A 25,346-nucleotide genomic window follows, 5' to 3' on the forward strand; every position below is an offset into this window, starting at 1 on the left:
CGCGCCACATAGGCTGTGCGATCCGCACCCGGCGCCGGCCGGTGCCCGCAGCAGAAGAGGTCATGACCGTGCCCACTGGCAAGGTGAAGTGGTACGACGCCGACAAGGGATTCGGGTTCCTGTCCCAGGACGAGGGCGCGGACGTCTACGTGCGCGCCGAGGCGTTGCCGCCCGGGGTCACGACGCTCAAGGCGGGCACGCGGGTGGAGTTCGGCATCGCCCAGGGCCGCCGCGGTGAGCAGGCCCTCCAGGTGCGGGTGCTCGACGCCCCCGCGTCGGTGTCGCGCAACCAGCGCAACGCCGCGCGTCGCAAGCCCGAGGAGATGGTCCCGATCGTCGAGGACCTGATCCGGGTGCTCGACGACATCGGCGAGGCCTACCGCCACGGCCGCCACCCCGACTCGAAGACCGCGGCCCCGGTGGCCAAGCTGCTGCGCGCGCTCGCCGACCAGCTGGAGCTCTGAGCCTCAGGGGGTCGACCCCGAGGACGACCCGGCCGGCGCCGTCGCCGGGGCGCGCATGCCCATCGGCACCCGCTTGGTGCGCGAGCCGAGCACGTACACCGCCCACCCGATGAGGGCCACCGCGGCGACCCCCAGCCCCAGCCGGGCCGGCTCCAGGGGCAGCACGATGCCCACGAACCCGCCCAGCACCCAGGCCAGCTGGAGCAGGGTGTCGCTGCGCGCGAAGGCGCTGGCCTGCACCTGGGTCGGGACGTCGCGCTGGATGGTGGCGTCGAGGCAGAACTTCGCCAGCGTCTGGGACAGCCCGGCGGTCAGGCCGAGCACGGCCAGCGTCACCACGCCGTAGAAGCTCCAGGCGAGCACCGCCGCGGTGGCAGCGGCCAGCAGCGCCACGACCACCGCGACCGAGGGGTTGATCCGCTTCAGCAGGGCTGCGGCGGCAACGCCGAGGGTGTTGCCGACGCCTGCCGCGCCGACGACGAGCCCGATCAGCACCTCCGCGCGCAGGCTGCTCTCGGGCGGGTTCTCCCGCAGCAGGAACGCCATGAACATGATCAGGAAGCCCGCCAGCCAGCGCGGACCGCAGTTGGTCCGCAGCGCGAACGCCACCGCCGGGGGGATCCGGGTGCGCTGCCGCAGCCCGAGGGGAGCGCTCGGGGGCACCGTCTCGCCGCGCAGCACCAGCGTGCCCTCGCCCGTGCTCGAGTCGACACGCTCGGGCAGCCGGATCGCGCAGATCGTGGCGACGACGAACAGCACGAAGGCGTAGCGCAGCGACCACTGCGAGCCCGCGAGCGAGGCGAGCCCGGCGATCGGGGCGGAGACCGCTGTCGCGATGATGCCGGCCAGCGAGACGCGGCCGTTGGCGCGGACCAGGGTGAAGCCCCGGGGGAGCAGCCGGGGAACCGCGGCGGCGCGCGTCACGCCGTACGCCTTGGAGGAGACGAGCACGCCGAGCGCCGCCGCGAACACCCACGGAGACTCGGTGTGCACCGCGCCGGCGAGCCCCCAGCACAAGAACGCGCGGGCCGCCATCGTGGTGCCGATCGCCCATCGGCGCCCGGAGCTGAACCGGTCCAGGAACGGGCCGATCAGGGGGGCCACGATCGCGAACGGCAGCATCGTGAGGGCGAGGAAGAGTGCGACCTGCCCGCGGGCCTCCCCGGAGGGCACCTGGAAGAACAGCGAGCCGGCGAGCGAGATCGCCACCGCCGCGTCGCCGGCGGTGTTGAAGAAGTGCAGGTACATGAGCCGGTTCAGCCCGGATTCGCCGGCGCCCTGGGCGCTGGCGGCACGGCGTACCTGCCGGCCCACGGCCCGACCCGCGCGTGCGGTCACCCGCCCGGCCGCCGCGACGCCGTGCGCGGTGCTGCGCGCGCCGGTGCCGAGCCTGCGGCCGACCCGGTGCGCGGTGTCCTCGGGGTCGGGCTGCGAGGAGGTCATGGGGGCCATCCTGCCCGGTCGGACGGCGTGTGCGGGGGCAGTGACACGAGGCGGATGCGCGGCTCGGGACCGCTGAGTCCAGGGGGCGACCTGACAGCAGGGCCCCGCATGAGACATGATTACGCGCCGTGACCACGATCGCTCGTCCCAGGCCCGACGCCACCGCCGTTGCAGCGGTCGACGCCGCTCGTGACGCGCTCCTCGCGGAGACCGAGCCCGGGGACGTCGGCGAGCACCTCGGCGCCCTCGCCGAGGGGGAGCGGGTCGTCACCCACCTGTTCACCTGCACGCGCCCCGGCTACGTCGGGTGGCGCTGGTCGGTGACCGTCGCCCGCGCGCCGCGTCAGAAGCACGTGACCATCGACGAGGTCGTGCTGATCCCCGGCGACGAGGCGATCGTCGCCCCCGACTGGCTGCCCTACCGCGAGCGCATCAAGCCCGGCGACCTCTCGCCCGGCGACCTGCTGCCGGTGCCCGACGACGACCCGCGGCTGGTCCCGACGTACTCCTTCGGTGACGACCCGCTGGACGCCGACGCCAAGGCGCAGATCCGTGCGGTCGCCCAGGAGCTGTACGCCGGGCGCACCCGCACGCTCTCCCCGGAGGGCCGCGACCTCGCCGCGCAGCGCTGGTACGACGGCGACGGCGGCCCGTCCTCGCCGCTGGCCCAGGCGGCCCCCGACTCCTGCTCGACCTGCGGGTTCCTGCTGCGCCTCGGCGGCCCGCTCGCCGAGCAGTTCGGCGTGTGCGCCAACGGCGACGCCAACGACGACGGCCGGGTGGTCTCCTTCGACCACGGCTGCGGCGCCCACTCCGAGGTGCGCCTGGCCAAGAAGCACGAGCCGGTGCCGTTGCCCGAGCCGGTGCTCGACACCATCACGATCGCGCCGGGCGAGCTCGAGACCTTCTGACCCGCGCTGGCACCTCGGACTGACCCGGGGGCCGCCCCGGGGTCAGGACGACTGCTCGCCGCGCTCCCGCTCCTCGTGGGCGGCGCGACGGCGCCGGCAGAACTCATAGCCGCACAGGCCGAGACCGAACCCGGCCAGGCAGGTCCACAGCCACCAGGTGCGCCCGTGGTCGGCCAGCGGGCCGTAGAACGGCAGCATCGCCACGAAGGCCACCAGCCACAGCGCGGTGCCCACCGCGACGGTCCGCACGCCGTCCACGTCGAGCGGCTCCACGTCGGCCACGAGGTAGACCTTCGAACCGATCTCGTGCCTCTCCGGCTGCTTGTCGTCCCGTTCCACGGTGGCCACGTTAGTCCGGCCCCGGGATCTGTCATGCTGCGGTCTCGTGACTTCAGCCCTCGACACCTACTTCAAGATCTCCGAGCGTGGCTCGAGCATCGGCCGGGAAATCCGTGGCGGCGCGGTGACCTTCCTGACGATGTCCTACATCCTCGTCCTGAACCCGATCATCCTGGGCTACATCCAGGACTCGGAGGGCAACTACCTGGGCGGCGGGTCCGAGCCCAACCTCCCCGCGATCGCCGCCGGTACGGCGCTGGTCGCCGGCGTGCTGACGATGCTGATGGGCGCGGTCTCCAACTTCCCGCTGGCGCTCGCGGCGGGGCTCGGTCTCAACGCGTTCGTCGGTGTCGCGATCGCGACCCAGTCGACCTGGGCCGACGCGATGGGCCTGGTGGTGCTCGAGGGCATCATCATCCTGCTGCTGGTGCTGACCGGCTTCCGGCGTGCGGTGTTCCACGCCGTGCCCGCTGAGCTCAAGGTCGCGATCTCGGTCGGCATCGGTCTGTTCATCGCGCTGATCGGCTTCGTCGACGCCGGCTTCGTGACCCGCATCCCGGACGCCGCGCAGACCAGCGTCCCGGTGCAGCTCGGCAACGGCGGCACCCTGTCCGGTTGGCCGGTCCTGCTCTTCGGCCTCGGTGTGCTGCTGCTGATCGCGCTGTGGGTGCGCAAGGTCCGCGGCGCGATCCTGATCGCGATCGTGGTGCTGACCGCGGCCGCGTTCGTCATGGAGGCGGTGTTCGGCGGGGGCGAGAACGACCTCGGTTGGGCCGTGGGCATCCCGGCGGTCCCGGACAAGTTCTTCGGCGTCCCGGACCTCAGCACGTTCGGTGAGTTCTCGCTGTTCGGCGCGTTCAGCTCGATCGGCGTCCTGGCCGCCGCGCTGCTGGTCTTCTCGCTGCTGCTGGCCGACTTCTTCGACACGATGGGCACGATGACCGCCATCGGCGCCGAGGCGGGCCTGAACGACGCCGAGGGCATCCCGCCGCACAGCCAGCGGATCCTCATCGTCGACTCGGTCGCCGCGATCGCCGGCGGTGCCGGCGGCGTCTCCTCCAACACCTCCTACGTCGAGTCCGCCTCGGGCGTCGGCGAGGGTGCGCGCACCGGTATGGCCTCGGTCGTCACCGGCCTGCTGTTCCTGCTGGCGACGTTCTTCACCCCCGTCGTGCAGGCGATCCCCGCCGAGGCGGCGGTCCCCGCCCTCGTCCTCGTCGGCTTCCTGATGATGCAGCAGGTCACCGGCATCGAGTGGAACGACGTCGAGATCGCGATCCCGGCGTTCCTCACCGTCGTCCTGATGCCGTTCACCTACTCGATCAGCGTGGGCATCGGCGCGGGCTTCCTCTCCTACGTCCTGATCAAGGTCGTGGTCGGCAAGGCGCGCCAGGTGCGCCCGCTGCTGTGGATCATCGCGGCGCTGTTCGGCATCTACTTCGGCATCGAGCCGATCACCGCCTGGCTCACCTGATCCGGTCCGGCCCCGTCGAGGCCCGGTCCCGTGACAGCCGTCACGGGACCGGGCCTCTTCTCGTCGGAATACTTAGCGACAGTAATGACTTATGCTCACTACATGACTGTCACCGCGGACAAGACCCCACGTGCCGGGTCCGGGCTCGCCCCGGAGCTGCGGCTCGCCGTGATGCGGCTGCGTCGGCGGCTCGCCGTCGAGCGCGACCCGGGCAACGACCTCAGCCTCACCGCGATGGGCGTGCTGGCCGGGCTGCACCGCTTCGGCGACCTCACTGTGGGCGACCTCGCAGTGCGCGAGCGCGTGAAAGCGCCGACGATGACGCGTACCGTGAACTACCTGGTCGACGACGGCCACGTGGTGCGCCGCCCCCACGAGAGCGACGGGCGCGCCGTGGTGATCAGTCTGACCGACCGAGGTCGGGAGACGCTCCTGGCCGACCGGGCCCGCCGCGACGAGTGGCTGGCCACCCGCCTGCGCGCCCTCAGCGCGGAGGAGCGCGACGTGCTGCGCCGCGCCACCCCGATCCTGCACCGACTCGCCCAGGAGGACTGACCTCACCTTGAGCCCCACGTTCCGCTCCCTCGCCAATCCGAACTACCGGCGCTACGTCGCCGGTAGTGCGGTGTCGAACACCGGCACCTGGATGCAGCGGGTCGCCCAGGACTGGCTGGTGCTCAGCCTCCCGGGTGGCAGCGGGACCGCGCTCGGCATCACCACGGGTCTCCAGTTCCTCCCGGTCCTGCTGCTCTCGCCGTACGCCGGCGTGATCGCCGACCGCTTCCCCAAGCGCCGCCTGCTCCAGGTGACCCAGCTGACGATGGCGCTCGCCTCGCTGCTGCTGGCGGCGATCGCCCTGACCGGGCACGCCCAGATCTGGCACGTCTACGTCATCGCCTTCGTCTTCGGCATCGGCGCGGCCTTCGACGGCCCCGCCCGTCAGTCGTTCGTCTCGGAGATGGTGGGTCCGGAGGATCTCACCAATGCCGTCGGCCTGAATTCCGCGACCTTCAACGCCGCGCGCCTCGTCGGGCCCGCGCTGGCCGGTCTGCTGATCGGTGCGCTGGGCGGGGGAGCGCAGGCGACCGGCTGGGTGATCCTGCTCAACGCGGTGTCCTACCTCGCGGTGATCTGGCAGCTGCAGCGGATGGACGTGCGGCTGCTGAAGACGCCGGCGCCCGTGGCCCGCACCCGGGGCGCGCTGCGCGCGGGTGTGCGCTACGTGCGCAACCAGCCCCGGATGGTGCTGGTCCTCATCCTCGTCTTCTTCGCCGGCACCTTCGGCATGAACTTCCAGATCACCTCGGCGCTGATGGCCACCGACGTCTTCGGCAAGGGCGCGGGGGAGTACGGCATCCTCGGCTCGGCGCTCGCGGTCGGCTCACTCACCGGCGCGCTGCTCGCCGCCCGCCGGGTCAAGATCCGGCTGCGGCTGCTGGTCCTGGCCACCGTCGGGTTCGGCGTGGCCTCGATCGTGGCCGCGCTGCTGCCCAGCTACCTGACCTTCGCGCTGTTCGCCCCCGTGATCGGGTTCTGCACGCTCACGCTGCTCAACTCCGCCAACGCCACCATCCAGCTCGAGGCCGCGCCGGAGATGCGTGGCCGCGCGGTCGCGCTCTACATGACCATCGTCATGGGTGGCACGCCCATCGGCTCGCCGATCATCGGCTGGATCGGGGAGACCTTCGGCCCGCGCTGGACCTTCATCGTCGGCGGTGTCCTGACCCTGCTCGGCGCCGTGCTCGCGGTCCTGGTCTTCACTCGGATGAACCGGCGTCCCGGACGCCCCGGCGACCCCGGTGCGCTCGCGCGGCCCGACGCCGTGGATGAGCCCATGCCCGCGTCGATGCATGCCGCGGAGCCGGTGCCGGTCGGCGCGGGCCGGGGTCCCGAGCGCCCGTCGGCCACCGTTTTGACCCCTGTTCGGGGGGCGGGTAATCTCAGTCTTCGTGTCTGGGACAACCAGGCCGTTGCGCGTGCTCGGAAACGAATGGCAGCAAGGTAGCCATCCTGACCGCACGTCAAAGCCGTACGACCTCGCCGGGGTGGCCACCCCGGACCGAGGGGCCAAGGAAGGGCGACACGCCCGACCGCGGGGGTGAGCGACGGAGGTTGGGCCGCACCATCTCGGACACGGCAGTTCCATCGTGCGCGGCACCGTGTCGCGTACTGAGAGTGAAAAAGAAGGGGAACCACCCGGTGCCCACCATTCAGCAGCTGGTCCGCAAGGGCCGCCAGGACAAGGTGTCGAAGAGCAAGACGCCTGCCCTGAAGGGTTCGCCGCAGCGCCGAGGCGTCTGCACGCGCGTCTACACCACCACCCCGAAGAAGCCGAACTCCGCCCTCCGCAAGGTCGCCCGTGTGCGCCTGTCGAGCGGCGTCGAGGTCACGGCGTACATCCCGGGCGTGGGCCACAACCTTCAGGAGCACTCGATCGTGCTCGTGCGCGGCGGCCGGGTGAAGGACCTCCCCGGTGTCCGCTACAAGATCATTCGCGGCACGCTCGACACCCAGGGCGTGAAGAACCGCAAGCAGGCCCGCAGCCGTTACGGCGCCAAGAAGGAGAAGAGCTGATATGCCGCGCAAGGGTCCCGCTCCCAAGCGCCCGATCGACGTCGACCCGGTCTACGGGTCGCAGCTGGTCACCCAGCTCGTCAGCAAGGTGCTTCAGGACGGCAAGAAGCAGGTCGCTCAGCGCATCGTCTACTCCGCGCTCGAGGGCTGCCGCGAGAAGACCGGCACCGACCCGGTGGTCACGCTCAAGCGTGCCCTGGACAACGTGAAGCCGGCCCTCGAGGTCAAGTCCCGCCGAGTCGGTGGCGCCACCTACCAGGTCCCGATCGAGGTCAAGGGCACGCGCGGCACCACGCTCGCGCTGCGCTGGCTCGTCGGGTACGCCCAGGACCGTCGTGAGAAGACGATGGCCGAGCGCCTGATGAACGAGATCCTCGACGCCTCCAACGGCCTCGGTGCCGCTGTGAAGAAGCGCGAGGACACCCACAAGATGGCCGAGTCGAACAAGGCCTTCGCGCACTACCGCTGGTGATCACGGGCGGGGCGTCCCACGGGCGCCCCGCTCCACCCGCCCGTCCTACTTTCTAAGGAACGCACAACAGTGGCCGTCGACATCACCACGGACCTCAACAAGGTCCGCAACATCGGCATCATGGCGCACATCGACGCCGGCAAGACCACCACCACCGAGCGCATCCTGTTCTACACCGGCATCACGTACAAGATCGGTGAGGTCCACGAGGGTGGCGCCACGATGGACTGGATGGAGCAGGAGCAGGAGCGCGGCATCACCATCACGTCCGCCGCGACGACCTGCTGGTGGAAGAACCACCAGATCAACATCATCGACACCCCCGGTCACGTGGACTTCACCGCCGAGGTCGAGCGCTCGCTGCGCGTCCTCGACGGCGCGGTCGCGGTCTTCGACGGTGTCGCCGGTGTCGAGCCCCAGACGATGACGGTGTGGCGCCAGGCCAACAAGTACTCCGTTCCGCGTATGTGCTTCGTGAACAAGCTCGACCGCACCGGCGCGGACTTCTTCCGCTGCGTCGACATGATGGTCGACCGCCTCAACTCCACCCCGCTGGTCCTCCAGCTGCCGATCGGCGCCGAGTCCGACTTCCTGGGCGTCGTCGACCTGGTCGGCATGCGCGCGCTCACCTGGCGCGGCGAGACCAAGATGGGCGAGGACTACGAGGTCGAGGAGATCCCCGCGGACCTGGCCGAGCAGGCCGCCGAGTACCGCGAGAAGCTCCTCGAGACCCTCTCCGAGGCTGACGACGAGGTCATGGAGAAGTACCTCGACGGCGGCGAGTTCACCGTCGAGGAGCTGGAGGCCGCGATCCGTCGCGCCACCCTCGCCGACAAGCTGAACCCGGTCCTGTGCGGCACGGCCTTCAAGAACAAGGGCGTGCAGCCCCTGCTCGACGCGGTCGTCAAGTACCTTCCCTCGCCGCTCGACATCGACGCGATCGTCGGTCACGACCCGCGCGATGAGGAGAAGGAGATCGTCCGCAAGCCCAGCGACGACGAGCCCTTCTCCGGTCTTGCCTACAAGATCGCCAGCGACCCGCACCTCGGCAAGCTGATCTACGTCCGCGTGTACTCCGGCAAGCTCGAGGCCGGCGCGTCCGTGGTCAACTCGGTCAACGGCCGCAAGGAGCGGATCGGCAAGGTCTACCAGATGCACGCGAACAAGCGTGAGGAGATCGCGTCGGTCGGCGCCGGCCAGATCGTGGCCGTCATGGGCCTCAAGGACACCAAGACCGGTCACACCCTGAGCGACCCGTCCAACCAGGTCGTCCTCGAGTCGATGACGTTCCCGGCCCCGGTGATCGAGGTCGCCATCGAGCCGAAGACCAAGAGCGACCAGGAGAAGCTGGGCACCGCGATCCAGCGCCTCTCCGACGAGGACCCGACCTTCACGGTCAAGTCCGACGAGGAGACCGGCCAGACGATCATCGCCGGCATGGGCGAGCTCCACCTGGAGATCCTGGTCGACCGGATGAAGCGCGAGTTCCGCGTCGAGGCCACCGTCGGCAAGCCGCAGGTCGCCTACCGTGAGACCGTCCGCCGCGAGGTCAAGAACCACAGCTACACCCACAAGAAGCAGACCGGTGGTTCGGGTCAGTTCGCGAAGGTCGTCATCTCCCTCGGCCCGAACATCGACCCCGAGACCGGCACCGGCGCGGGCTACGAGTTCGTCAACAACGTCTCCGGTGGCCGCGTGCCCCGCGAGTACATCCCGTCGGTCGACCAGGGTGGCCAGGACGCCATGGAGTTCGGCGTGCTCGCCGGGTTCCCGATGGTCGACGTGAAGTTCACGCTCGAGGACGGCGCCTACCACGACGTCGACTCCTCCGAGCTGGCGTTCAAGATCGCCGGCAACCAGGCCTTCAAGGAGGCCGCCCGCCAGGCGAAGCCGGTCCTGCTCGAGCCGATGTTCGCCGTGGAGGTGACCACGCCGGAGAGCTTCCTCGGCACGGTCATCGGCGACATCAACAGCCGGCGCGGCCAGATCCAGGCGCAGGAGGAGCGGCACGGTGACATGGTCATCAACGCCCTCGTGCCGCTGTCTGAGATGTTCGGGTACGTTGGCGACCTGAGGTCCAAGACCTCCGGTCAGGCGTCGTACTCGATGGAGTTCGACTCGTACGCCGAGGTTCCCACGAACATCGCCGACGAGATCATCAAGAAGGTGCGCGGCGAGTAGCCAACCGGCTACCCACGCGGACCCTCGGCACCACCACCCAGCAAGTACGAGTCAAGTAACAACCACACCAGGAGGAGCCCCCAGTGGCTAAGGCGAAGTTCGAGCGGACCAAGCCGCACGTCAACATCGGCACCATTGGTCACATCGACCACGGTAAGACCACTCTTACCGCGGCGATCACGAAGGTGCTGCACGACAAGCACCCGGACCTCAACGCTGCCTCGGCGTTCGACGAGATCGACAAGGCTCCCGAGGAGCGTCAGCGCGGCATCACGATCTCGATCGCGCACGTCGAGTACCAGACCGAGTCGCGCCACTACGCGCACGTCGACTGCCCCGGTCACGCGGACTACATCAAGAACATGATCACCGGTGCCGCGCAGATGGACGGCGCGATCCTGGTGGTTGCCGCGACCGACGGCCCGATGCCGCAGACCCGTGAGCACGTGCTGCTCGCCCGCCAGGTCGGCGTTCCCGCCCTGGTGGTCGCGCTCAACAAGTGCGACATGGTCGACGACGAGGAGCTCATCGAGCTCGTCGAGATGGAGGTGCGCGAGCTCCTCTCGGAGTACGAGTTCCCCGGCGACGACGTCCCGGTGGTTCGCATCGCTGCTCACCCCGCCCTCATGGGCGACGAGAAGTGGGCGAACTCCATCGTCGAGCTCATGGACGCGATCGACGAGTACATCCCGACCCCGGCCCGTGAGACGGACAAGCCGTTCCTCATGCCCGTCGAGGACGTCTTCACCATCACCGGTCGCGGCACGGTCATCACCGGCCGTATCGAGCGCGGCATCGTGAAGGTCAACGAGGAGGTCGAGATCGTCGGCATCCGCGAGGGCTCGATGAAGAGCACCGTCACCGGTGTCGAGATGTTCCGCAAGCTCCTCGACGAGGGCCAGGCGGGCGAGAACGTCGGTCTGCTCCTCCGTGGCACCAAGCGCGAGGACGTCGAGCGCGGCATGGTCGTGATCAAGCCGGGCACGACCACCCCGCACACCAACTTCGAGGCCTCGGTCTACATCCTCTCGAAGGAGGAGGGCGGCCGCCACACGCCGTTCTTCAACAACTACCGCCCGCAGTTCTACTTCCGTACCACGGACGTGACGGGCGTTGTGACCCTTCCCGAGGGCACCGAGATGGTCATGCCGGGTGACAACACCGAGATGTCGGTCGAGCTCATCCAGCCCATCGCGATGGACGAGGGCCTGAAGTTCGCCATCCGTGAGGGTGGCCGGACGGTCGGCGCGGGTCGCGTCACCAAGATCACCAAGTGATCACCGCCGGTCTCTGACCGGTTGATCCACCAGCACGGCCCCGGACCTCGGTCCGGGGCCGTGCTGCATTTCCTCCGCTTCCCATCGCTGGCCGCCGGTTTCGCACCCCCGGTCGACGCCGGGGACAATGGAGCCGTGAACGAAGCAGTCGAGCCCGTCCGTCCCGCACGCCCGCACCACAAGCTGACCGAGGACGGGCGCCGGATGCGCGAGGTGCTGAGCTACTCGCGGCGCGGCAACCGCTTCACCCCCAACCAGGCGGCCGCCTGGGCCGCGCACCAGGCCGACTGGGTGGTGCCGGACGAGGCCGTCGACCGCCCCGGCTTCGCCTGGTCCGCGTGGTTCGGGCGCGAGGCACCGATGATCGTGGAGATCGGGTCCGGCGTGGGGGAGGCGACCGCCGTCCTCGCTGCGGCCCGCCCCGAGCACAACGTGCTGGCGCTGGAGGTCTGGCGCCCCGGCGTCGCAGACACGCTGTGGCGGGTGGCCGAGGCCGGTGCGGACAACGTGCGCCTGTGCAGCGTGGACGCCGTGTGGACGATGGAGCACCTCATCGAGCCCGGCACCATCGATGAGCTGTGGACGTTCTTTCCCGACCCGTGGCACAAGAAGCGGCATCAGAAGCGCCGGCTGGTCAGCGCCGACTTCGCCCGCCTGGTCGGCACCCGACTGGTGCCGGGTGGCACGTGGCGGCTGGCCACCGACTGGGCCGACTACGCCGAGCAGATGATCGAGGTCCTCGACGCCGAGCCGTCCCTGGAGGGCGGGGTCGTCGAGCGGTGGGACGAGCGCCCGGTGACGAAGTTCGAGCGCAAGGGGATCGCTGCCGGGCGCGCGATCACCGACCTGGCCTATCGCCGCGTCAGCGACTGAGCGGGTAGGTCCCGCAGGTCTCGCTCAGCGCCCGGTCAGGCGCTGGCGAAGCGCCGCTTCGCGGGCGAGGCGCTCCGTGTCGCGCTCCCGGCGGATGGCGACCACCGCCGCGAGGAACGCCTCGGGTGCGGTGCCCGGCGGCGGTGGTGGCGCGACCAGCCCGAGCACCTCCTGCGCGAGCTGCTCGCCGACCTCGGCCCGCGCGTCGGGCGCCAGGGTGCCGGCGCGGCCGAGGTACTGCCGCACGGCCAGGGCGAGCCCGGTTGGCAGCGGTCTGATGTCCGCGGTGTGTGCCCACCCCGCGAGTGCGGGGGGCAGCACCGGCGGCGCCGGCAGGTGGAGGCGCACCCGCTCGCGCACGACGTAGGTCCCGGCCGCGTGGTCCCCGAGACGCTTGCCCCGATCGCTCACCAGGGCGGAGAGGAACGCCGGGGCGCCGGAGAAGGCGTAGACCTCCACCACGCCCAGCAGTGCGCGGACGAACGCGTGCTGGAAGGAGATCGGGCCGGCGTCGTCGCGGACGGTGCGCAGGCCCAGCGCCCACTTGCCGAGCGAGCGTCCGCGGGTGAGCGTCTCGGTCGCGGTCGGCACCACGACCAGCACCGTGACCAGCGTCCCGATGAAGGCCACCCAGGCGAGCGCGGCGTCGGTGCGCAGGGTCGCGGTCATCGCGACCAGTGCCACGACCACCAGCAGCAGTGCCGTGAGGCAGACATCGATCAGCCCCGACGCCAGCCGCAGCGCGAGGCTGGCCGGCGGCAGGTCGAGGGCCACCGCCTCGCCGGTGACGAGATCGTCGGCGGTGAGCATCGCGGGCTCGTGGGCGGTCACGGCGTCCAGACTAGGGTGGCGCCGTGGACCTGGACGCCTATGTGCTCGCCCACGCCCAGTCGTGGCGTCGCCTGGAGGCGTTGCTCGGTCGGCGCCGGCTCTCCGGCGCCGAGGGCGACGAGCTGGTGGAGCTCTATCAGCAGGTCGCGACGCATCTGTCCGTCGTACGCACCACGGCGCCCGATCCGGGCCTGATCGCGCACCTGTCCTCTCTCCTGGCGCGGGCGCGCGGCCGCATCGTCGGCACCCGCACCGGCTCGTGGCGCGCCGTGGGTGGCTTCCTCACCGCCCGGTTCCCGGCGGCGCTGTACCGGCTGCGCTGGTGGTGGCTGGGCTGCCTGGCCGCCAACGTCGTCGTGACCGCGGTGATGATGCTGTGGCTGCTCGGCCACCCGACGGTCGAGCAGAGCCTGCTCAGTCCGGGTGAGGTGGACCAGCTGGTCCACGAGGACTTCGAGGGCTACTACAGCGAGTACGCCGCCAGCCACTTCGCCGCCCAGGTCTGGATCAACAACGCCTGGGTCACCGGGCTGTGCCTCGCGCTCGGGGTGCTCGGGCTGCCCGTGGTCTATCTGCTGTTCACCAACATCGCGAACCTCGCGATCATCGGCTCGGTGATGCACCGCCACGAGCACGGTCAGCACTTCTGGGGCCTGCTGCTCCCGCACGGGCTGCTGGAGCTGACGGCCGTCTTCGTCGCCGGCGGCGTCGGGCTGCGGCTCTTCTGGGCCTGGGTGGAGCCCGGCGAGCTGACCCGCAGCCAGTCGCTCGCCCGCGAGGGGCGCACGGCCGGCACGGTCGCGCTGGGCCTGGTGCTCGTGTTGCTCGTGAGCGGGGTGATCGAGGCGTTCGTGACCCCCTCGGGCCTGCCCACCTGGGCACGCCTGGCGATCGGCATCCTGGCCGAGGCGGCCTTCCTCGCCTACGTCTTCGTGCTCGGTCGCGCCGCAGCGGCGCAGGGACACACCGGGGACCTCGACGCCTCGCTCCTCGAGGACCGGGTCGCCACCCAGGCCTGATGGACCCCTTCGCCGAGTCGGCTCGAATGGTGCGCCGAGTCGGCTCGGATGGTGCGCCGAGTCGGCGCCATTGGCGCCGACTCGCGCAACCATTGGCGCCGACTCGGCGAAGAGGGGGCGGGGGTCAGCGGCCGCCCATGCGGGAGAAGAGCCAGATGGCCACGGCCGTGCCCACCACCATGATCAGCCCCAGGATCAGGGTGTGCAGGCCGGGGTTGTCGGTCGCCGAGGTGCTGCCGTCGGCGATGAGCAGGAGTGCGTCCATCGGGGTCTGTTCCTCCGGGGGCGGCGCCGAGGTCGCGGCGGAGCGCACGGCTGCCTCGAGATGGTGGGGCGGGGGGTGTCCGCCTCGATGGTATCGAGCGGCTCTTCGGCCCTGACCGCTCGCCCGCTCACAGCAGCCCGCGTGCCTTGAGCGAGAGATAGTGGTCGGCCAGCGCCGGGGGGAGCCGGTCGGGCTCGGCGTCGACCAGGTCGACGCCGAGCGCGCGCAGCAGCGCCGCCGTGCGGTCGCGCCGGGCGATCACCTGGGCGGCGGCCGCCGCGTCGTACACCTCCTCGACGGTCGTGCGCGCGGCGCCGAGCGCGTCGAGCGCCGGGTCGCGCACGGAGGCGACGACGACGCGGTGGTGACGCGTCAGCGCGGGCAGCACGGGCAGCAGGCCCGCCTCGACCGCGGCGGGCTCCAGCGGCGTCAGCAGCACCACGAGCGCCCGCTGACGACCCAGCGCGGCCACGGCACCGGCCAGCCCCGGCCAGTCGGCCTCGGCCAGCACCGGCTGGAGGTCGGCCAGGGTGTCCTGCAACCGGGCGACGAGGTCGCGCGCCCCGTCGGTGCGCAGCCGGGCCCGCACCTGCCGGTCTCCGGCGACCAGGTCGACCCGGTCGCCCGCACGCGCCGCGATCGCCGCCAGGAGCAGGGCGGCGTCCATCGCGGAGTCCAGCCGGGGGACGTCGCCGACGCGGGCCGCGGAGGTGCGGGAGGTGTCCAGCACCAGGACGACGCGCCGGTGCCGCTCGGGCTGCCAGGTGCGCACGACCACGTGCCGGCTGCGGCTCGAGGCGCGCCAGTCGATGGCACGTACGTCGTCGCCGCGGACGTACTCCCGCAGCGAGTCGAACTCGGTGCCCTGGCCGCGCACCCGCACCGCCGAGCGTCCGTCGAGCTCGCGGAGGCGGGCCAGGCGCGAGGGCAGGTGCCGGCGGGAGGCGAACGGCGGCAGCGCGCGCAGGGCGCCCGGCACCGGGTGCGTGTGCTGGCGCCCGGCGAGGCCGAGCGGGCCGAGGCTGCGCACGGTCACGCCCACGGCACGCAGGTCGCCACGGCGCCGGGGGAGGAGCGGGGTGCGCAGCAGGGTCCGCCCACCCGGCGCGACCTGCACCCGGTGTCGGTTGTCGCGGGCACCCGCGCTCGGCACCCAGGCGTCGCGCACCACCCCGCGCAGCGTCCTGCGGGTGGGGTTGAGCACCAGCAGCTCGCTCACGCTCGGCGTCTCCAGTCGTACGCCGGGGACCGGCCCGCGCACCGCCTCGACGGCCTGGGGCCGGACGGCGAGCAGGGCGTCGACGCCGCAGAGCACGACGACGAGCAGCAGCCACAGCCACGGCGTCGACGCCGCGGGCCGCAGCACCACCGGGAGCAGACCCAGCAGCAGGAGGAGGGGCACGCGCCCGGTGAGGACCACGGCGCTCAGCGGGGGACCGGTACGCCGTCGAGCGCGGCGGTCAGCACCTGGCCGACCTCGACGCCCTCGAGCTCGGCCTCGGGGCGCAGCCCCAGGCGGTGCGCGAGCGTGGCGTGGGCGAGCGCCTTGACGTCGTCGGGGGTCACGAAGTCCCGGCCGGTCAACCACGCCCAGGCCCGCGCCGCGTGCAGCAGGGCGGTCGCGCCGCGTGGGCTGACGCCGAGGCTGAGCGACGGCAGGCGCCGCGTCGCCCGGGCGATGTCCACGACGTAGGCCAGGATCTCGGGGGCCACCTGCACCGCCGCCACGGCCCGCGCCCGGCCAGCACGTCCGCGGCGCCCGCCACCGCGCGCACCCCCGCGCCGGCGACGTCGCGCGGGTCGAACCCCGTCGCGTGGCGGCGCAGGATCTCCAGCTCGTCGTCGCGCTCGGGCACCGGCAGCACGACCTTGAGCAGGAACCGGTCCAGCTGCGCCTCCGGCAGCGGGTAGGTGCCCTCGTGCTCGACCGGGTTCTGGGTCGCGGCGACGAGGAACGGCACCGGCAGGCGGTGCGTGGTCCCGTCGACGGAGACCTGCCCCTCCTCCATCGCCTCCAGCAGCGCGGACTGCGTCTTCGGCGGGGTCCGGTTGATCTCGTCGGCGAGCAGCAGGTGGGTGAAGACCGGGCCCTCGCGGAAGGTCAGCTCGCCGCGCTGGCCGTCGATCACCATCGACCCGGTGATGTCGCCCGGCATCAGGTCGGGGGTGAACTGCACCCGCCGGGTGTCGACGTCGAGGGCGCCGGCCAGCGAGCGGACGAGCAGGGTCTTGGCGGTCCCCGGGACCCCCTCCATCAGCACGTGGCCGCCGCACAGGAGCGCGACCAGCAGGCCGGAGACCGCCGCGTCCTGGCCGACGACGGCCTTGGCGACCTCGGTGCGCACGGCACCGAGCCGGGCCCGGGCCTCCTCCGCGGTGGGGGTGGTCGTGCGGGCCTGGTCCATGGGTGTGGTCACGGGCGGCGTACCTCTTCCTCGAGCGTGGCCAGCGCGCCGGCCAGGGTGATCAGGTCGTGGTCGGTGGTGGGGGCGGGCGCGTGCGGGCCGATCAGCGCGTCGACGTCGGCCTCGGGTCGGCCGCCCTCCCGGGCGACGAGGCGCACCAGCTCCTCGAGCGGTACGCCGCCGGGCCCGGCGCTCAGGTGCAGGCGCCGCGCCAGAGCCGTCCGGGTGGCCTCGCGCAGCGCCTGCGCGGCGTGGGCGCGGTCCCCCGAGCGGCGGTAGAGCCGCCCGCGGCTGTGCACGGTCTCGCTGGCGCGGACGACGACCGGAAGCGGCTCGGTGGCCAGCGGGCCGAGACGGCGACCGCGCCAGAGCATGAGCGCGAGGACGCTGAGCAGCACCAGGAAGAGCCCGGGGCCCACCCAGCGCGGCAGCAGCGTGCCCAGGGCGACCCCGTCTTCGGCGCCGAGGTCGTCGAGGGACGGCACGTACCACACCAGGCGAGGCTCGCGGCCGAGCAGGCGCAGGGCGATGGCGGCGTTGTCGGCGCGCAGCACCTGCTCGTTGCTCAGCAGGTCGGGTGCGCCGACCAGGACCAGCCCGGGGCGGGCCTGGGAGATCACCGTGCCCGTGGTGCTGCCCTCGTCGGTGAGGCTCGGGGTGCCGAAGCAGCCGGGGAGGTCGTGGCCGCGCGCGTCGTCGACCTCCAGGCGCAGTCCGTCGAGGTGGTCGGCGAGATCGGGGACCGTGCAGGCCGCCTCCGTGTCGAGGCTGGGCGGCAGGCTGCTGGACTCGGCCTCGACGCCGAGCGCCGACAGGGCCCCCGGACCGGCGCCGGCCACGACGAGCCGTGCGTCCCGGGCATGGACCACCAGTCGGTCGGTGCTCTCGCGGCCGAGCAGGTCGGGCCGGCTGAGCAGCACCGTGGTCGCGGCATCGACGCGGATGGCCTCGAGGTCGTCGGCGCCGCGGGCGACGACGACCTCGACGCCCTCGCGGTCCAGGACCCGCGCGAGCGCCTGGGCGCCCTGGGGGTCGGGGTTGTCGGGGTCGAGCGGCTCGGCGCTGCGGGCGCCGTCACCGAGCAGGACCGCGACGGCGACCGCCACGAGCAGGCCGATCGCCACGAGCAGCCAGGTGAGGCGCCGGGACCGGGCCGCGGGGGCGGCGGCGGTGGCCGGGGGAGCGGGCGTGGTGCTCATCGCGCGGCCACCCCCGCGAGGTCGGCGTCGAGCGCGAGGACGGCCGCCGCCGCGGGGCTCGCCGACCGGTCGCCGTAGCGCACCAGGTCGAAGAGCAGCCCGGCCTCGCGGGCCTGCGCCGCTCGGCCGGGGTGGCGCACCGCCAGCGCCTCGGCGACCTCGTGGGCGGTGCGTCCCGGCGCTGCGGCGAGCTCGTCGCGTTCGAGCTGGGCCAGCGCGATCGCGCGGAAGCCATCGACGACGGCGTCCTCGTGACGCCCGGCGGCGTGGGCCGCCCGCGCCCGAGCGCGGAGGTCGGCGGCGGTGAGCGGCTCGTCGGTGAGGACCGCGGCGCCGCTCGGGCGCACCCGCGCCGAGCGTCGGGCGCGGGACAGCAGCCACCCCAGGGCCAGGACCAGCGCCAGCAGCACCAGCATGGCCGCGAGCGTCGACAGCGGTGGCGCCGCGGACGCGGCGTCGGCCACCGTGCCCAGCTGGCGCTCGACCCAGGTCAGCAGGCGCTCGATGAGGTCGCGGTCGTGGTACTCCGAGCGGAGGAGCTCACGACGCACCAGCTCCCGGGCCTCCTCGGGCGAGGGGTCCAGGGGGCTGAGGACCGCGCGAGCGGCACCGGCCGGAGGGGTCACCGGGCGGCGGGCCGCGTGCGGGCGAGCAGCTCGACGTCGAAGGCCTCCTGGCGGATGCGCAGGTCGACGTACTGCAGGGCGGTCACGGCGGTCATGAACGGGGTGACGAAGGCGGCGGCCACGACCGTGGCCACGGCCTGGCTGAGCACCAGCACCACGACCTCATAGGACGGGTCGACGGCGAGCAGCACGACCTCCCCGACGATCCCGACCGGGATCGACAGCACGCCGCCCACCACCTGGGTGATGACCACTGTCAGCAGGGCGATGCCCAGCACCCGCCAGAAGTGGCCGAGGGTCAGGCGCCGGCCCCGGGCGATCGCGCCGAGCACCGAGACGTTCTCGAGGCTGAGCACGGTCGCAGGCAGCAGGGCCACCCGCACCCACAGCCAGACGAGCAGGGCGAGGAACGCCGGCACGCTCACCAGCCCGAAGAGGAGCAGCACGACCAGGTCGGCGGCGAACGCCAGCAGCACCCACGCGAGGACGTAGGCGCCGATGAGGAGGGTGAACCCGATCGCCAGCAGCGCGGCGAGGCCGAGCAGGCGCCAGCGCCGGCCACGGGTCTCCGCCCAGGCCTCGGCCAGCGTCATCGTGCGCCCCACGACCGCAGCCCCGACCACCCGGGCGACCATGGCGGTCACCAGGATCGTGCCGAGGCCCTGCAGCAGGGTGGCGAGGCCGAGGGAGCCGAACGCCAGCGCGGCAGCAGCCGTCGACGCCGCGCTCCCGGCATCGGTGGGGTCCCCCGAGAGGCCGCTCGCGAGCCCGCCCGTGGCGCCCAGCACCGTGGTCACCAGCACGGGGATCGCCATCGCGAGAGCAGCGACCAGCACCGAGGCGCCGACCGTGGCGCCGGCGTTGTGGCGGATCGCGCGGAACGCGCCGTCGTAGAGGTCGCCGAGCCCCAGCGGGCGCAGCGCGACGATGCCGGGCTTGTGCACCGCCGGCGGGGCCCAGTTCCCCGGGGGCGGCGGGCCCCAGTGTCCCGGGGGCGGTGGACCGTAGCTCGGGGGAGCGGTCTGCCAGGTCCCCGGCGCCGCGGCGTACGACGGGGGTGCGGGCGCCCACCCCGGGGGCGGGGCCTGCCCGCCCGGGTGCGGTCCGGCGCCGCCTGGCGGCACGTCCTCGGGTCCCGACATCTCCTGCTACCCCCGTCAGCGTCGACTCGGCATCGGTCCCGCGGTCCGGGGCGCGCCGTGCGTGTCATCCTGTCAGGCCGACCGGTGCCGGACGCGTAGAGTGGCGGCCTTGCGGGCCGTCTGAGCCTCCTCCTGTGGGGCGCCCGCGCACGGTCGACGTTCGATTTGGTCCCGTGCCTGAAGTCTGCCAAGATGATCCGGTTGCTCCGACGGGTCCGACGGGGTGCGGCAAAACAAGCTTGACTACTGAATCGCGTCTCCCCGCTTCGCAAGGAGTGTGAGCTCGGTGGTCGGCATGCGTCCGCATCCGAGGAGACCCGATCAGCCTGACGAACCGTCGGGCACCACTATGAATAAGTGAGACCCCGGTCTCGTGTTGCGCCCCCACTGGGCGACACGCCCGACCGCGGGGGTCGGCCAGGGGTCGACAGGTGGTGAGCATCAGGGCGGGACAGACCCAAACCGGGGGACGTTCCGGACATGCACGCGGCAGATGAGTAGAAGGACGAGAGAGACCTATGGCGGGACAGAAGATCCGCATCAGGCTCAAGGCCTATGACCACGAGGTGATCGACACCTCGGCACGCAAGATCGTGGACACGGTCACCCGCACGGGTGCCAAGGTCGCCGGCCCGGTGCCGCTGCCGACCGAGAAGAACGTGTACTGCGTCATCCGCTCGCCCCACAAGTACAAGGACTCTCGCGAGCACTTCGAGATGCGCACTCACAAGCGCCTCATCGACATCATCGACCCCACGCCGAAGACCGTCGACTCGCTCATGCGCCTCGACCTGCCTGCCGGCGTCGACATCGAGATCAAGCTCTGAGGTTCCGGACATGACTTTCGAACGCAATGCCAAGGGACTGCTGGGCGCGAAGCTCGGCATGACCCAGGTCTGGGACGAGAACAACCGCGTCGTCCCCGTGACCGTGATCGCCGCGAACACCAACGTGGTCACCCAGGTCCGCACGCCCGAGATCGACGGCTACAACGCCGTCCAGATCGGGTTCGGCGAGATCGAGGGCCGCAAGGTCACCAAGCCGCAGGCGGGCCACTTCGACAAGGCCGGGGTCACCCCCCGTCGCCACATCGTCGAGATCCGGACCACCGCGGCCTCCGAGTACACCGTGGGCCAGGAGCTGCCCGTCGACACCTTCGCCGCTGGCGAGGAGATCGACGTGACCGGCACCAGCAAGGGCAAGGGCTTCGCCGGCGTCATGAAGCGTCACGGCTTCGCCGGTGTCTCCGCCTCCCACGGTGCTCACCGCAACCACCGCAAGCCGGGCTCGATCGGCGCCTGCGCCACGCCCGGCCGCGTGTTCAAGGGCGTCCGCATGGCCGGCCGGATGGGTCACGACACCGTCACGACCCAGAACGTCACCGTGCACGCCGTCGACGTCGAGAAGGGCCTGATCCTCCTCAAGGGTGCCGTTCCCGGCCCCAAGGGTGGTCTCGTGGTGCTCCGCTCGGCTGCCAAGCAGACGCAGGAGGCCTGAGCATGGCTACCAAGACCGTGAAGGTCGAGTTCCCCGCCGAGATCTTCGGCGTGGAGACCAACATCCCCCTGATCCACCAGGTCGTCGTGGCCCAGCAGGCCGCTGCGCGTCAGGGCACGCACTCCACCAAGCGCCGCGGTGAAGTCCGCGGTGGTGGCCGCAAGCCCTACAAGCAGAAGGGCACCGGCCGCGCCCGCCAGGGCTCGACCCGCGCGCCGCAGTTCGTCGGCGGTGGCGTCGTGCACGGCCCCAAGCCGCGCGACTACGACCAGCGCACCCCCAAGAAGATGAAGGCCGCCGCCCTGCGCGGTGCCCTCTCCGACCGGGCCCGCAACGAGCGCATCCACGTCGTGGACGCCCTGATCTCCGCCGACAAGCCGTCGACGAAGGTCGCGCTCGCCGCGCTGACCGCGCTCTCCGAGCGCAACCGCTTCCTCGTGGTCCTCGAGCGTGCCGACACCGTCACCTGGCTGTCGCTGCGCAACGTCCCCAAGGTGCACATCGTGGCGGTTGACCAGCTGAACACCTACGACGTGCTCGCGTCCGACGACGTGGTCTTCACCAAGGGCGCCTACGACGCGTTCGTGAGCGGCACCGCGAAGGAGGCCTCCAAGTGAGCACCCTGCACAAGGACCACCGCGACATCCTGATCGCGCCGGTCGTGTCCGAGAAGAGCTACAGCCTCCTCGACGCCAACAAGTACACCTTCCTCGTCCGTCCGGACGCGAACAAGACCGAGATCAAGATCGCGGTCGAGAAGGTGTTCAACGTCAAGGTCACGTCGGTCAACACGCTCAACCGTCCCGGCAAGACCCGTCGTACCCGTACCGGTCTCGGCAAGCGCAAGGACACCAAGCGCGCGATCGTCTCGCTCGCTGAGGGCCACCGCATCGACATCTTCGGGGCCTGAGAGCCACCGGATCACGAGGACTAAGACACATGGCTATCCGTAAGTACAAGCCGACCACCCCGGGCCGTCGTGGCTCCTCGGTGGCCGACTTCGTCGAGATCACCCGGACCACTCCGGAGAAGTCGCTGACGCGTCCGCTGCCCAAGAAGGGCGGCCGCAACAACCAGGGCCGGATCACCACCCGGCACCAGGGTGGCGGTCACAAGCGCGCCTACCGCATCATCGACTTCCGCCGCTACGACAAGGACGGCGTGCCGGCCAAGGTCGCTCACATCGAGTACGACCCGAACCGCACCGCCCGCATCGCGCTGCTGCACTACGCGGACGGCGAGAAGCGCTACATCGTCGCGCCGAAGGGCCTCACCCAGGGCACCCCGGTCGAGTCGGGCCCCACTGCCGACATCAAGCCCGGCAACAACCTCCCGCTGCGCAACATCCCGGTCGGTACGACGATCCACAACGTGGAGCTTCGTCCCGGCGGCGGCGCGAAGATCGCCCGTTCCGCGGGCAACAGCGCCCAGCTGGTCGCCCGTGAGGGCTCCCGCGCCACGCTGCGTATGCCCTCGGGCGAGATGCGCTTCGTGGACGTCCGCTGCCGCGCCACCATCGGCGAGGTCGGCAACGCCGAGCAGTCGAACATCAACTGGGGCAAGGCCGGCCGTATGCGCTGGAAGGGCAAGCGCCCGACGGTCCGCGGTGTCGTGATGAACCCGGTCGACCACCCGCACGGTGGTGGTGAGGGCAAGACGTCCGGTGGTCGCCACCCCGTCTCCCCCTGGGGCAAGCCCGAGGGCCGCACGCGCAAGCGCAAGGCCAGCGACTCCCAGATCATCCGCCGTCGCAAGACCGGCAAGAACAAGCGCTGATAGGGAAGTAGACAGATGCCTCGCAGCCTGAAGAAGGGCCCCTTTGTCGACGGCCACCTCCTCAAGAAGGTGGACGCCGAGAACGACAAGGGGAGCCACAACGTCATCAAGACGTGGTCGCGCCGGTCGATGATCATCCCCTCGATGATCGGCCACACCATCGCGGTCCACGACGGTCGCAAGCACGTCCCGGTCTTCGTGACCGACTCGATGGTCGGCCACAAGCTGGGCGAGTTCGCCCCGACCCGCACCTACCGCGGGCACGTCAAGGAAGACCGGAAGGGACGTCGTCGATGAGCACCACTGAGCGTCAGCGCACGAGCGCCCGTCGCGAGTCGCTGCTCGGCGACGAGCAGGGTGCCTTCGCGAGTGCCCGCTTCGTGCGGATCACCCCGATGAAGGCCCGCCGCGTCGTCGACATGGTTCGTGGCCTCCCCGTCGACGAGGCCCTGGCGCTGCTGCAGTTCGCGCCGCAGGCCGCCTCGGAGACCGTGTACAAGGTGCTCGAGAGCGCCATCGCCAACGCTGAGACCACTGAGGGTCTCGACGCCGGCGACCTGGTCGTCTCGGTCGCCCGGGTCGACGAGGGCCCGACCATGAAGCGCTGGCGTCCGCGTGCCCAGGGGCGCGCGACGCGTATCAACAAGCGCACCAGCCACATCACGCTGGCGGTCCAGCCGGCCGCCGTGGTCGCTGAGAAGAAGGGACGGAAGGCCTGATGGGCCAGAAGATCAACCCGAACGGCTTCCGCCTCGGTATCTCCACGGACCACAAGTCCCGCTGGTACGCCGACAAGCTGTACAAGTCGTACGTCGGCGAGGACGTCGCCATCCGCAAGCTGCTCTCCAAGGGCATGGAGCGGGCCGGCATCGCCAAGGTCGAGATCGAGCGCACCCGTGACCGCGTCCGCGTGGACATCCACACGGCGCGCCCGGGCATCGTCATCGGCCGCCGCGGCGCCGAGGCCGACCGCATCCGCGGTGAGCTCGAGAAGCTCACGGGCAAGCAGGTCCAGCTGAACATCCTCGAGGTCAAGAGCCCCGAGATGGACGCCCAGCTGGTCGCCCAGGGTGTCGCCGAGCAGCTCGCCGGTCGCGTGCAGTTCCGTCGCGCCATGCGCAAGGCCATGCAGACCACGATGCGCTCGGGTGCCAAGGGCATCCGGATCCAGTGCTCGGGTCGACTCAACGGCGCGGAGATGTCGCGTACCGAGTTCTACCGCGAGGGTCGCGTGCCGCTGCACACCCTGCGTGCGGACATCGACTACGGCTTCTACGAGGCCAAGACGACCTTCGGCCGCATCGGCGTGAAGGTCTGGATCTACAAGGGCGAGGTGGCCGGCACCCGTGCCGAGCGCCAGGCCCAGGCAGCCGCCCGCGCCGGTGTCCCCGGTCGCGGTGGCCGTCCGCAGCGTGGCGGCGAGCGTCCGAGCCGTGGCTCGCGCGGCGAGCGTCCGACGCGTGCGGACCGTGGCGGCGAGGGTGCCCCTGCCGTGACCGAAGCGCCTGCCGGTGGCGACACCGCCCTGGCGACCCCCTCGGCCGAGACCCCCAAGGAGGGCTGACCCATGCTGATGCCCCGTCGTGTCAAGCACCGCAAGCAGCACCACCCCAAGCGGACGGGTGCAGCGAAGGGTGGCACGAAGCTCGCCTTCGGCGACTTCGGCATCCAGGCGGTCGAGGGCCACTACGTGACCAACCGCCAGATCGAGTCGGCGCGTATCGCGATGACCCGCCACATCAAGCGTGGTGGCAAGGTGTGGATCAACATCTACCCCGACCGCCCGCTGACCAAGAAGCCCGCCGAGACCCGCATGGGTTCCGGTAAGGGTTCGCCCGAGTGGTGGGTCGCGAACGTCAAGCCCGGCCGCGTCATGTTCGAACTCTCCGGTGTCACCGAGGACGTCGCGCGCGAGGCCATGCGCCGTGCGATGCACAAGCTCCCGATGAAGTGCCGGTTCATCTCCCGAGAGGCGGGCGACTTCTGATGGCTAACGCTCACGAGCTCGACGAGCTGAACGACGTCGACCTGGAGGCCAAGCTCCGCGAGGCCAAGGAGGAGCTGTTCAACCTCCGCTTCCAGGCCGCCACCGGTCAGCTGGAGAGCCACGGCCGCCTGCGTGCGGTCAAGAAGGACATTGCCCGGATCTACACCGTGGTGCGCGAGCGCGAGCTCGGCATCCGCTCCGCCGCGGGCAGCAACGAGTCGAACGAGGATGGTGCCGCATGAGCGAGCAGACCCCGACCGCGGACCGCAAGGCCCGCAAGGTCCGCGAGGGCCTGGTCGTCAGCGACAAGATGGACAAGACCGTGGTCGTGTCCGTCGAGGACCGCGTCAAGCACGCGCTGTACGGCAAGGTGCTGCGCAAGACCAGCAAGCTGAAGGCGCACGACGAGGCCAACGCGTGCGGCATCGGCGACCGGGTCCTCCTCATGGAGACGCGTCCGCTGTCGGCCACGAAGCGCTGGCGCGTCATCGAGATCCTCGAGAAGGCCAAGTAAGTCACTTCGCCTTCGCAGGCGAGGACCCACCCACTAGTTCGGCCAGGCTCGCGGTCCGTCGAGACCGCGAGAACCAG

Annotated in this window: 30 protein-coding genes and 1 pseudogene; 22 read left to right on the plus strand and 9 right to left on the minus strand. The window is 71.3% G+C overall.

What is annotated here, in order from left to right; all coding sequences use genetic code 11:
- Positions 1–68: 68 nt before the first annotated feature.
- The gene (locus tag GFH29_RS03550) at positions 69–464 is read left to right on the plus strand and encodes a cold-shock protein (protein WP_153325611.1); all 396 of its coding nucleotides are present in this window, start codon (positions 69–71) and stop codon (positions 462–464) included.
- 3 nt (positions 465–467) lie between these two features.
- Here the strand turns inward: GFH29_RS03550 and GFH29_RS03555 are convergent, their stop codons facing one another.
- The gene (locus tag GFH29_RS03555; protein WP_153322079.1) at positions 468–1,907 is read right to left on the minus strand and encodes an MFS transporter; all 1,440 of its coding nucleotides are present in this window, start codon (positions 1,905–1,907) and stop codon (positions 468–470) included.
- A gap of 128 nt (positions 1,908–2,035) precedes the next feature.
- Here GFH29_RS03555 and GFH29_RS03560 point away from each other — a divergent pair, with 128 nt between their 5' ends.
- On the plus strand, positions 2,036–2,818 hold the full coding sequence (locus GFH29_RS03560) for a DUF3027 domain-containing protein (RefSeq protein ID WP_153322080.1): 783 nt from the start codon (positions 2,036–2,038) through the stop codon (positions 2,816–2,818).
- A gap of 42 nt (positions 2,819–2,860) precedes the next feature.
- Here GFH29_RS03560 and GFH29_RS03565 read toward each other — a convergent pair whose 3' ends face one another.
- Positions 2,861–3,157, minus strand: coding sequence for a DUF2530 domain-containing protein (locus GFH29_RS03565; RefSeq protein WP_228387741.1), 297 nt, complete (start codon positions 3,155–3,157; stop codon positions 2,861–2,863).
- Positions 3,158–3,203: 46 nt separating this feature from the next.
- Here GFH29_RS03565 and GFH29_RS03570 point away from each other — a divergent pair, with 46 nt between their 5' ends.
- The 8 genes from GFH29_RS03570 (at position 3,204) to trmB (ending at position 12,008) form a co-directional block, all read left to right on the plus strand.
- Positions 3,204–4,631, plus strand: coding sequence for an NCS2 family permease (locus tag GFH29_RS03570; protein ID WP_153322081.1), 1,428 nt, complete (start codon positions 3,204–3,206; stop codon positions 4,629–4,631).
- A gap of 102 nt (positions 4,632–4,733) precedes the next feature.
- Positions 4,734–5,186: a MarR family winged helix-turn-helix transcriptional regulator gene (locus GFH29_RS03575; protein ID WP_228387742.1), complete on the plus strand. Its 453-nt coding sequence runs from the start codon at positions 4,734–4,736 to the stop codon at positions 5,184–5,186.
- Positions 5,187–5,193: 7 nt separating this feature from the next.
- Entirely contained in the window at positions 5,194–6,636 is a 1,443-nt protein-coding gene (locus GFH29_RS03580; RefSeq protein WP_153322083.1) for an MFS transporter, read from the plus strand.
- A gap of 194 nt (positions 6,637–6,830) precedes the next feature.
- Entirely contained in the window at positions 6,831–7,205 is a 375-nt protein-coding gene (gene rpsL, locus GFH29_RS03585; protein WP_101526259.1) for a 30S ribosomal protein S12, read from the plus strand.
- 1 nt (position 7,206) lies between these two features.
- On the plus strand, positions 7,207–7,677 hold the full coding sequence (gene rpsG, locus GFH29_RS03590) for a 30S ribosomal protein S7 (RefSeq protein WP_153322084.1): 471 nt from the start codon (positions 7,207–7,209) through the stop codon (positions 7,675–7,677).
- 69 nt (positions 7,678–7,746) lie between these two features.
- Complete coding sequence (gene fusA / locus GFH29_RS03595; RefSeq protein WP_153322085.1) at positions 7,747–9,858, plus strand: elongation factor G; 2,112 nt, start codon at positions 7,747–7,749, stop codon at positions 9,856–9,858.
- 83 nt (positions 9,859–9,941) lie between these two features.
- Entirely contained in the window at positions 9,942–11,135 is a 1,194-nt protein-coding gene (gene tuf / locus GFH29_RS03600; RefSeq protein WP_153322086.1) for an elongation factor Tu, read from the plus strand.
- 135 nt (positions 11,136–11,270) lie between these two features.
- The gene (trmB, locus tag GFH29_RS03605; RefSeq protein WP_228387743.1) at positions 11,271–12,008 is read left to right on the plus strand and encodes a tRNA (guanosine(46)-N7)-methyltransferase TrmB; all 738 of its coding nucleotides are present in this window, start codon (positions 11,271–11,273) and stop codon (positions 12,006–12,008) included.
- Positions 12,009–12,032: 24 nt separating this feature from the next.
- Here the strand turns inward: trmB and GFH29_RS03610 are convergent, their stop codons facing one another.
- On the minus strand, positions 12,033–12,839 hold the full coding sequence (locus GFH29_RS03610) for an RDD family protein (RefSeq protein ID WP_228387744.1): 807 nt from the start codon (positions 12,837–12,839) through the stop codon (positions 12,033–12,035).
- A 23-nt stretch (positions 12,840–12,862) separates the two neighbouring features.
- Here GFH29_RS03610 and GFH29_RS03615 point away from each other — a divergent pair, with 23 nt between their 5' ends.
- Positions 12,863–13,858, plus strand: coding sequence for a stage II sporulation protein M (locus GFH29_RS03615; protein WP_153322087.1), 996 nt, complete (start codon positions 12,863–12,865; stop codon positions 13,856–13,858).
- Positions 13,859–13,982: 124 nt separating this feature from the next.
- Here GFH29_RS03615 and GFH29_RS03620 read toward each other — a convergent pair whose 3' ends face one another.
- The 6 genes and pseudogenes from GFH29_RS03620 to GFH29_RS03645 form a co-directional block, all read right to left on the minus strand.
- Positions 13,983–14,123, minus strand: coding sequence for a hypothetical protein (locus GFH29_RS03620; protein WP_153322088.1), 141 nt, complete (start codon positions 14,121–14,123; stop codon positions 13,983–13,985).
- 127 nt (positions 14,124–14,250) lie between these two features.
- The gene (locus GFH29_RS03625) at positions 14,251–15,525 is read right to left on the minus strand and encodes a DUF58 domain-containing protein (protein WP_228387745.1); all 1,275 of its coding nucleotides are present in this window, start codon (positions 15,523–15,525) and stop codon (positions 14,251–14,253) included.
- Between the two features lie 23 nt (positions 15,526–15,548).
- Positions 15,549–16,528, minus strand: a pseudogene (locus GFH29_RS03630) (AAA family ATPase).
- A gap of 8 nt (positions 16,529–16,536) precedes the next feature.
- Positions 16,537–17,727, minus strand: a complete 1,191-nt coding sequence (locus tag GFH29_RS03635; protein WP_153322090.1) for a DUF4350 domain-containing protein — start codon at positions 17,725–17,727, stop codon at positions 16,537–16,539.
- Positions 17,724–18,353: a DUF4129 domain-containing protein gene (locus GFH29_RS03640; protein ID WP_153322091.1), complete on the minus strand. Its 630-nt coding sequence runs from the start codon at positions 18,351–18,353 to the stop codon at positions 17,724–17,726. Before GFH29_RS03640 ends, GFH29_RS03635 begins: the two co-directional genes overlap by 4 nt.
- Positions 18,350–19,297 carry a hypothetical protein gene (locus GFH29_RS03645; RefSeq protein WP_153322092.1) on the minus strand — a complete coding sequence of 316 codons (948 nt, stop codon included), beginning with the start codon at positions 19,295–19,297 and terminating at the stop codon, positions 18,350–18,352. Before GFH29_RS03645 ends, GFH29_RS03640 begins: the two co-directional genes overlap by 4 nt.
- A gap of 716 nt (positions 19,298–20,013) precedes the next feature.
- Between GFH29_RS03645 and rpsJ the strand changes: the two genes are divergently transcribed.
- The 11 genes from rpsJ to rpsQ are packed head-to-tail and all read left to right on the plus strand — an operon-like array spanning position 20,014 to position 25,269.
- The gene (gene rpsJ, locus GFH29_RS03650; protein WP_008360994.1) at positions 20,014–20,322 is read left to right on the plus strand and encodes a 30S ribosomal protein S10; all 309 of its coding nucleotides are present in this window, start codon (positions 20,014–20,016) and stop codon (positions 20,320–20,322) included.
- A 10-nt stretch (positions 20,323–20,332) separates the two neighbouring features.
- On the plus strand, positions 20,333–20,992 hold the full coding sequence (rplC, locus tag GFH29_RS03655; RefSeq protein WP_153322093.1) for a 50S ribosomal protein L3: 660 nt from the start codon (positions 20,333–20,335) through the stop codon (positions 20,990–20,992).
- A 2-nt stretch (positions 20,993–20,994) separates the two neighbouring features.
- The gene (gene rplD, locus GFH29_RS03660; protein ID WP_153322094.1) at positions 20,995–21,609 is read left to right on the plus strand and encodes a 50S ribosomal protein L4; all 615 of its coding nucleotides are present in this window, start codon (positions 20,995–20,997) and stop codon (positions 21,607–21,609) included.
- A complete protein-coding gene (gene rplW, locus GFH29_RS03665; RefSeq protein WP_153322095.1) occupies positions 21,606–21,902 on the plus strand; it encodes a 50S ribosomal protein L23 in 297 nt (98 codons plus the stop codon). Before rplD ends, rplW begins: the two co-directional genes overlap by 4 nt.
- Before the next feature lie 29 nt (positions 21,903–21,931).
- Positions 21,932–22,768, plus strand: coding sequence for a 50S ribosomal protein L2 (gene rplB, locus GFH29_RS03670; protein WP_153322096.1), 837 nt, complete (start codon positions 21,932–21,934; stop codon positions 22,766–22,768).
- Positions 22,769–22,783: 15 nt separating this feature from the next.
- Entirely contained in the window at positions 22,784–23,065 is a 282-nt protein-coding gene (gene rpsS, locus GFH29_RS03675) for a 30S ribosomal protein S19 (RefSeq protein WP_153322097.1), read from the plus strand.
- The gene (gene rplV, locus GFH29_RS03680; protein WP_153322098.1) at positions 23,062–23,487 is read left to right on the plus strand and encodes a 50S ribosomal protein L22; all 426 of its coding nucleotides are present in this window, start codon (positions 23,062–23,064) and stop codon (positions 23,485–23,487) included. The genes rpsS and rplV overlap by 4 nt, the downstream gene beginning before the upstream one ends.
- The gene (rpsC, locus tag GFH29_RS03685; RefSeq protein WP_228387746.1) at positions 23,487–24,332 is read left to right on the plus strand and encodes a 30S ribosomal protein S3; all 846 of its coding nucleotides are present in this window, start codon (positions 23,487–23,489) and stop codon (positions 24,330–24,332) included. Before rplV ends, rpsC begins: the two co-directional genes overlap by 1 nt.
- Before the next feature lie 3 nt (positions 24,333–24,335).
- Positions 24,336–24,755, plus strand: a complete 420-nt coding sequence (gene rplP, locus GFH29_RS03690) for a 50S ribosomal protein L16 (RefSeq protein ID WP_153322099.1) — start codon at positions 24,336–24,338, stop codon at positions 24,753–24,755.
- Complete coding sequence (gene rpmC, locus GFH29_RS03695; protein ID WP_153322100.1) at positions 24,755–24,997, plus strand: 50S ribosomal protein L29; 243 nt, start codon at positions 24,755–24,757, stop codon at positions 24,995–24,997. The genes rplP and rpmC overlap by 1 nt, the downstream gene beginning before the upstream one ends.
- Positions 24,994–25,269, plus strand: a complete 276-nt coding sequence (gene rpsQ, locus GFH29_RS03700) for a 30S ribosomal protein S17 (RefSeq protein ID WP_153322101.1) — start codon at positions 24,994–24,996, stop codon at positions 25,267–25,269. Before rpmC ends, rpsQ begins: the two co-directional genes overlap by 4 nt.
- The last annotated feature ends 77 nt before the right edge of the window (positions 25,270–25,346 follow it).

The sequence above is a fragment of the Nocardioides sp. dk884 genome (genome assembly GCF_009557055.1).
Lineage (GTDB): Bacteria > Actinomycetota > Actinomycetes > Propionibacteriales > Nocardioidaceae > Nocardioides.

Bases quoted from the DNA above. Each gene is read 5' to 3' on its own strand.
- GFH29_RS03555 (WP_153322079.1), bottom strand. From the start codon at position 1,907: ATGACCTCCTCGCAGCCCGACCCCGAGGACACCGCGCACCGGGTCGGC.
- GFH29_RS03575 (WP_228387742.1), top strand. From the start codon at position 4,734: ATGACTGTCACCGCGGACAAGACCCCACGTGCCGGGTCCGGGCTCGCC.
- rpsG (WP_153322084.1), top strand. From the start codon at position 7,207: ATGCCGCGCAAGGGTCCCGCTCCCAAGCGCCCGATCGACGTCGACCCG.
- GFH29_RS03620 (WP_153322088.1), bottom strand. From the start codon at position 14,123: ATGGACGCACTCCTGCTCATCGCCGACGGCAGCACCTCGGCGACCGAC.
- GFH29_RS03635 (WP_153322090.1), bottom strand. From the start codon at position 17,727: ATGAGCACCACGCCCGCTCCCCCGGCCACCGCCGCCGCCCCCGCGGCC.
- rpsJ (WP_008360994.1), top strand. From the start codon at position 20,014: ATGGCGGGACAGAAGATCCGCATCAGGCTCAAGGCCTATGACCACGAG.
- rplC (WP_153322093.1), top strand. From the start codon at position 20,333: ATGACTTTCGAACGCAATGCCAAGGGACTGCTGGGCGCGAAGCTCGGC.
- rplD (WP_153322094.1), top strand. From the start codon at position 20,995: ATGGCTACCAAGACCGTGAAGGTCGAGTTCCCCGCCGAGATCTTCGGC.
- rplB (WP_153322096.1), top strand. From the start codon at position 21,932: ATGGCTATCCGTAAGTACAAGCCGACCACCCCGGGCCGTCGTGGCTCC.
- rpsS (WP_153322097.1), top strand. From the start codon at position 22,784: ATGCCTCGCAGCCTGAAGAAGGGCCCCTTTGTCGACGGCCACCTCCTC.
- rplV (WP_153322098.1), top strand. From the start codon at position 23,062: ATGAGCACCACTGAGCGTCAGCGCACGAGCGCCCGTCGCGAGTCGCTG.
- rpsC (WP_228387746.1), top strand. From the start codon at position 23,487: ATGGGCCAGAAGATCAACCCGAACGGCTTCCGCCTCGGTATCTCCACG.
- rplP (WP_153322099.1), top strand. From the start codon at position 24,336: ATGCTGATGCCCCGTCGTGTCAAGCACCGCAAGCAGCACCACCCCAAG.
- rpmC (WP_153322100.1), top strand. From the start codon at position 24,755: ATGGCTAACGCTCACGAGCTCGACGAGCTGAACGACGTCGACCTGGAG.
- rpsQ (WP_153322101.1), top strand. From the start codon at position 24,994: ATGAGCGAGCAGACCCCGACCGCGGACCGCAAGGCCCGCAAGGTCCGC.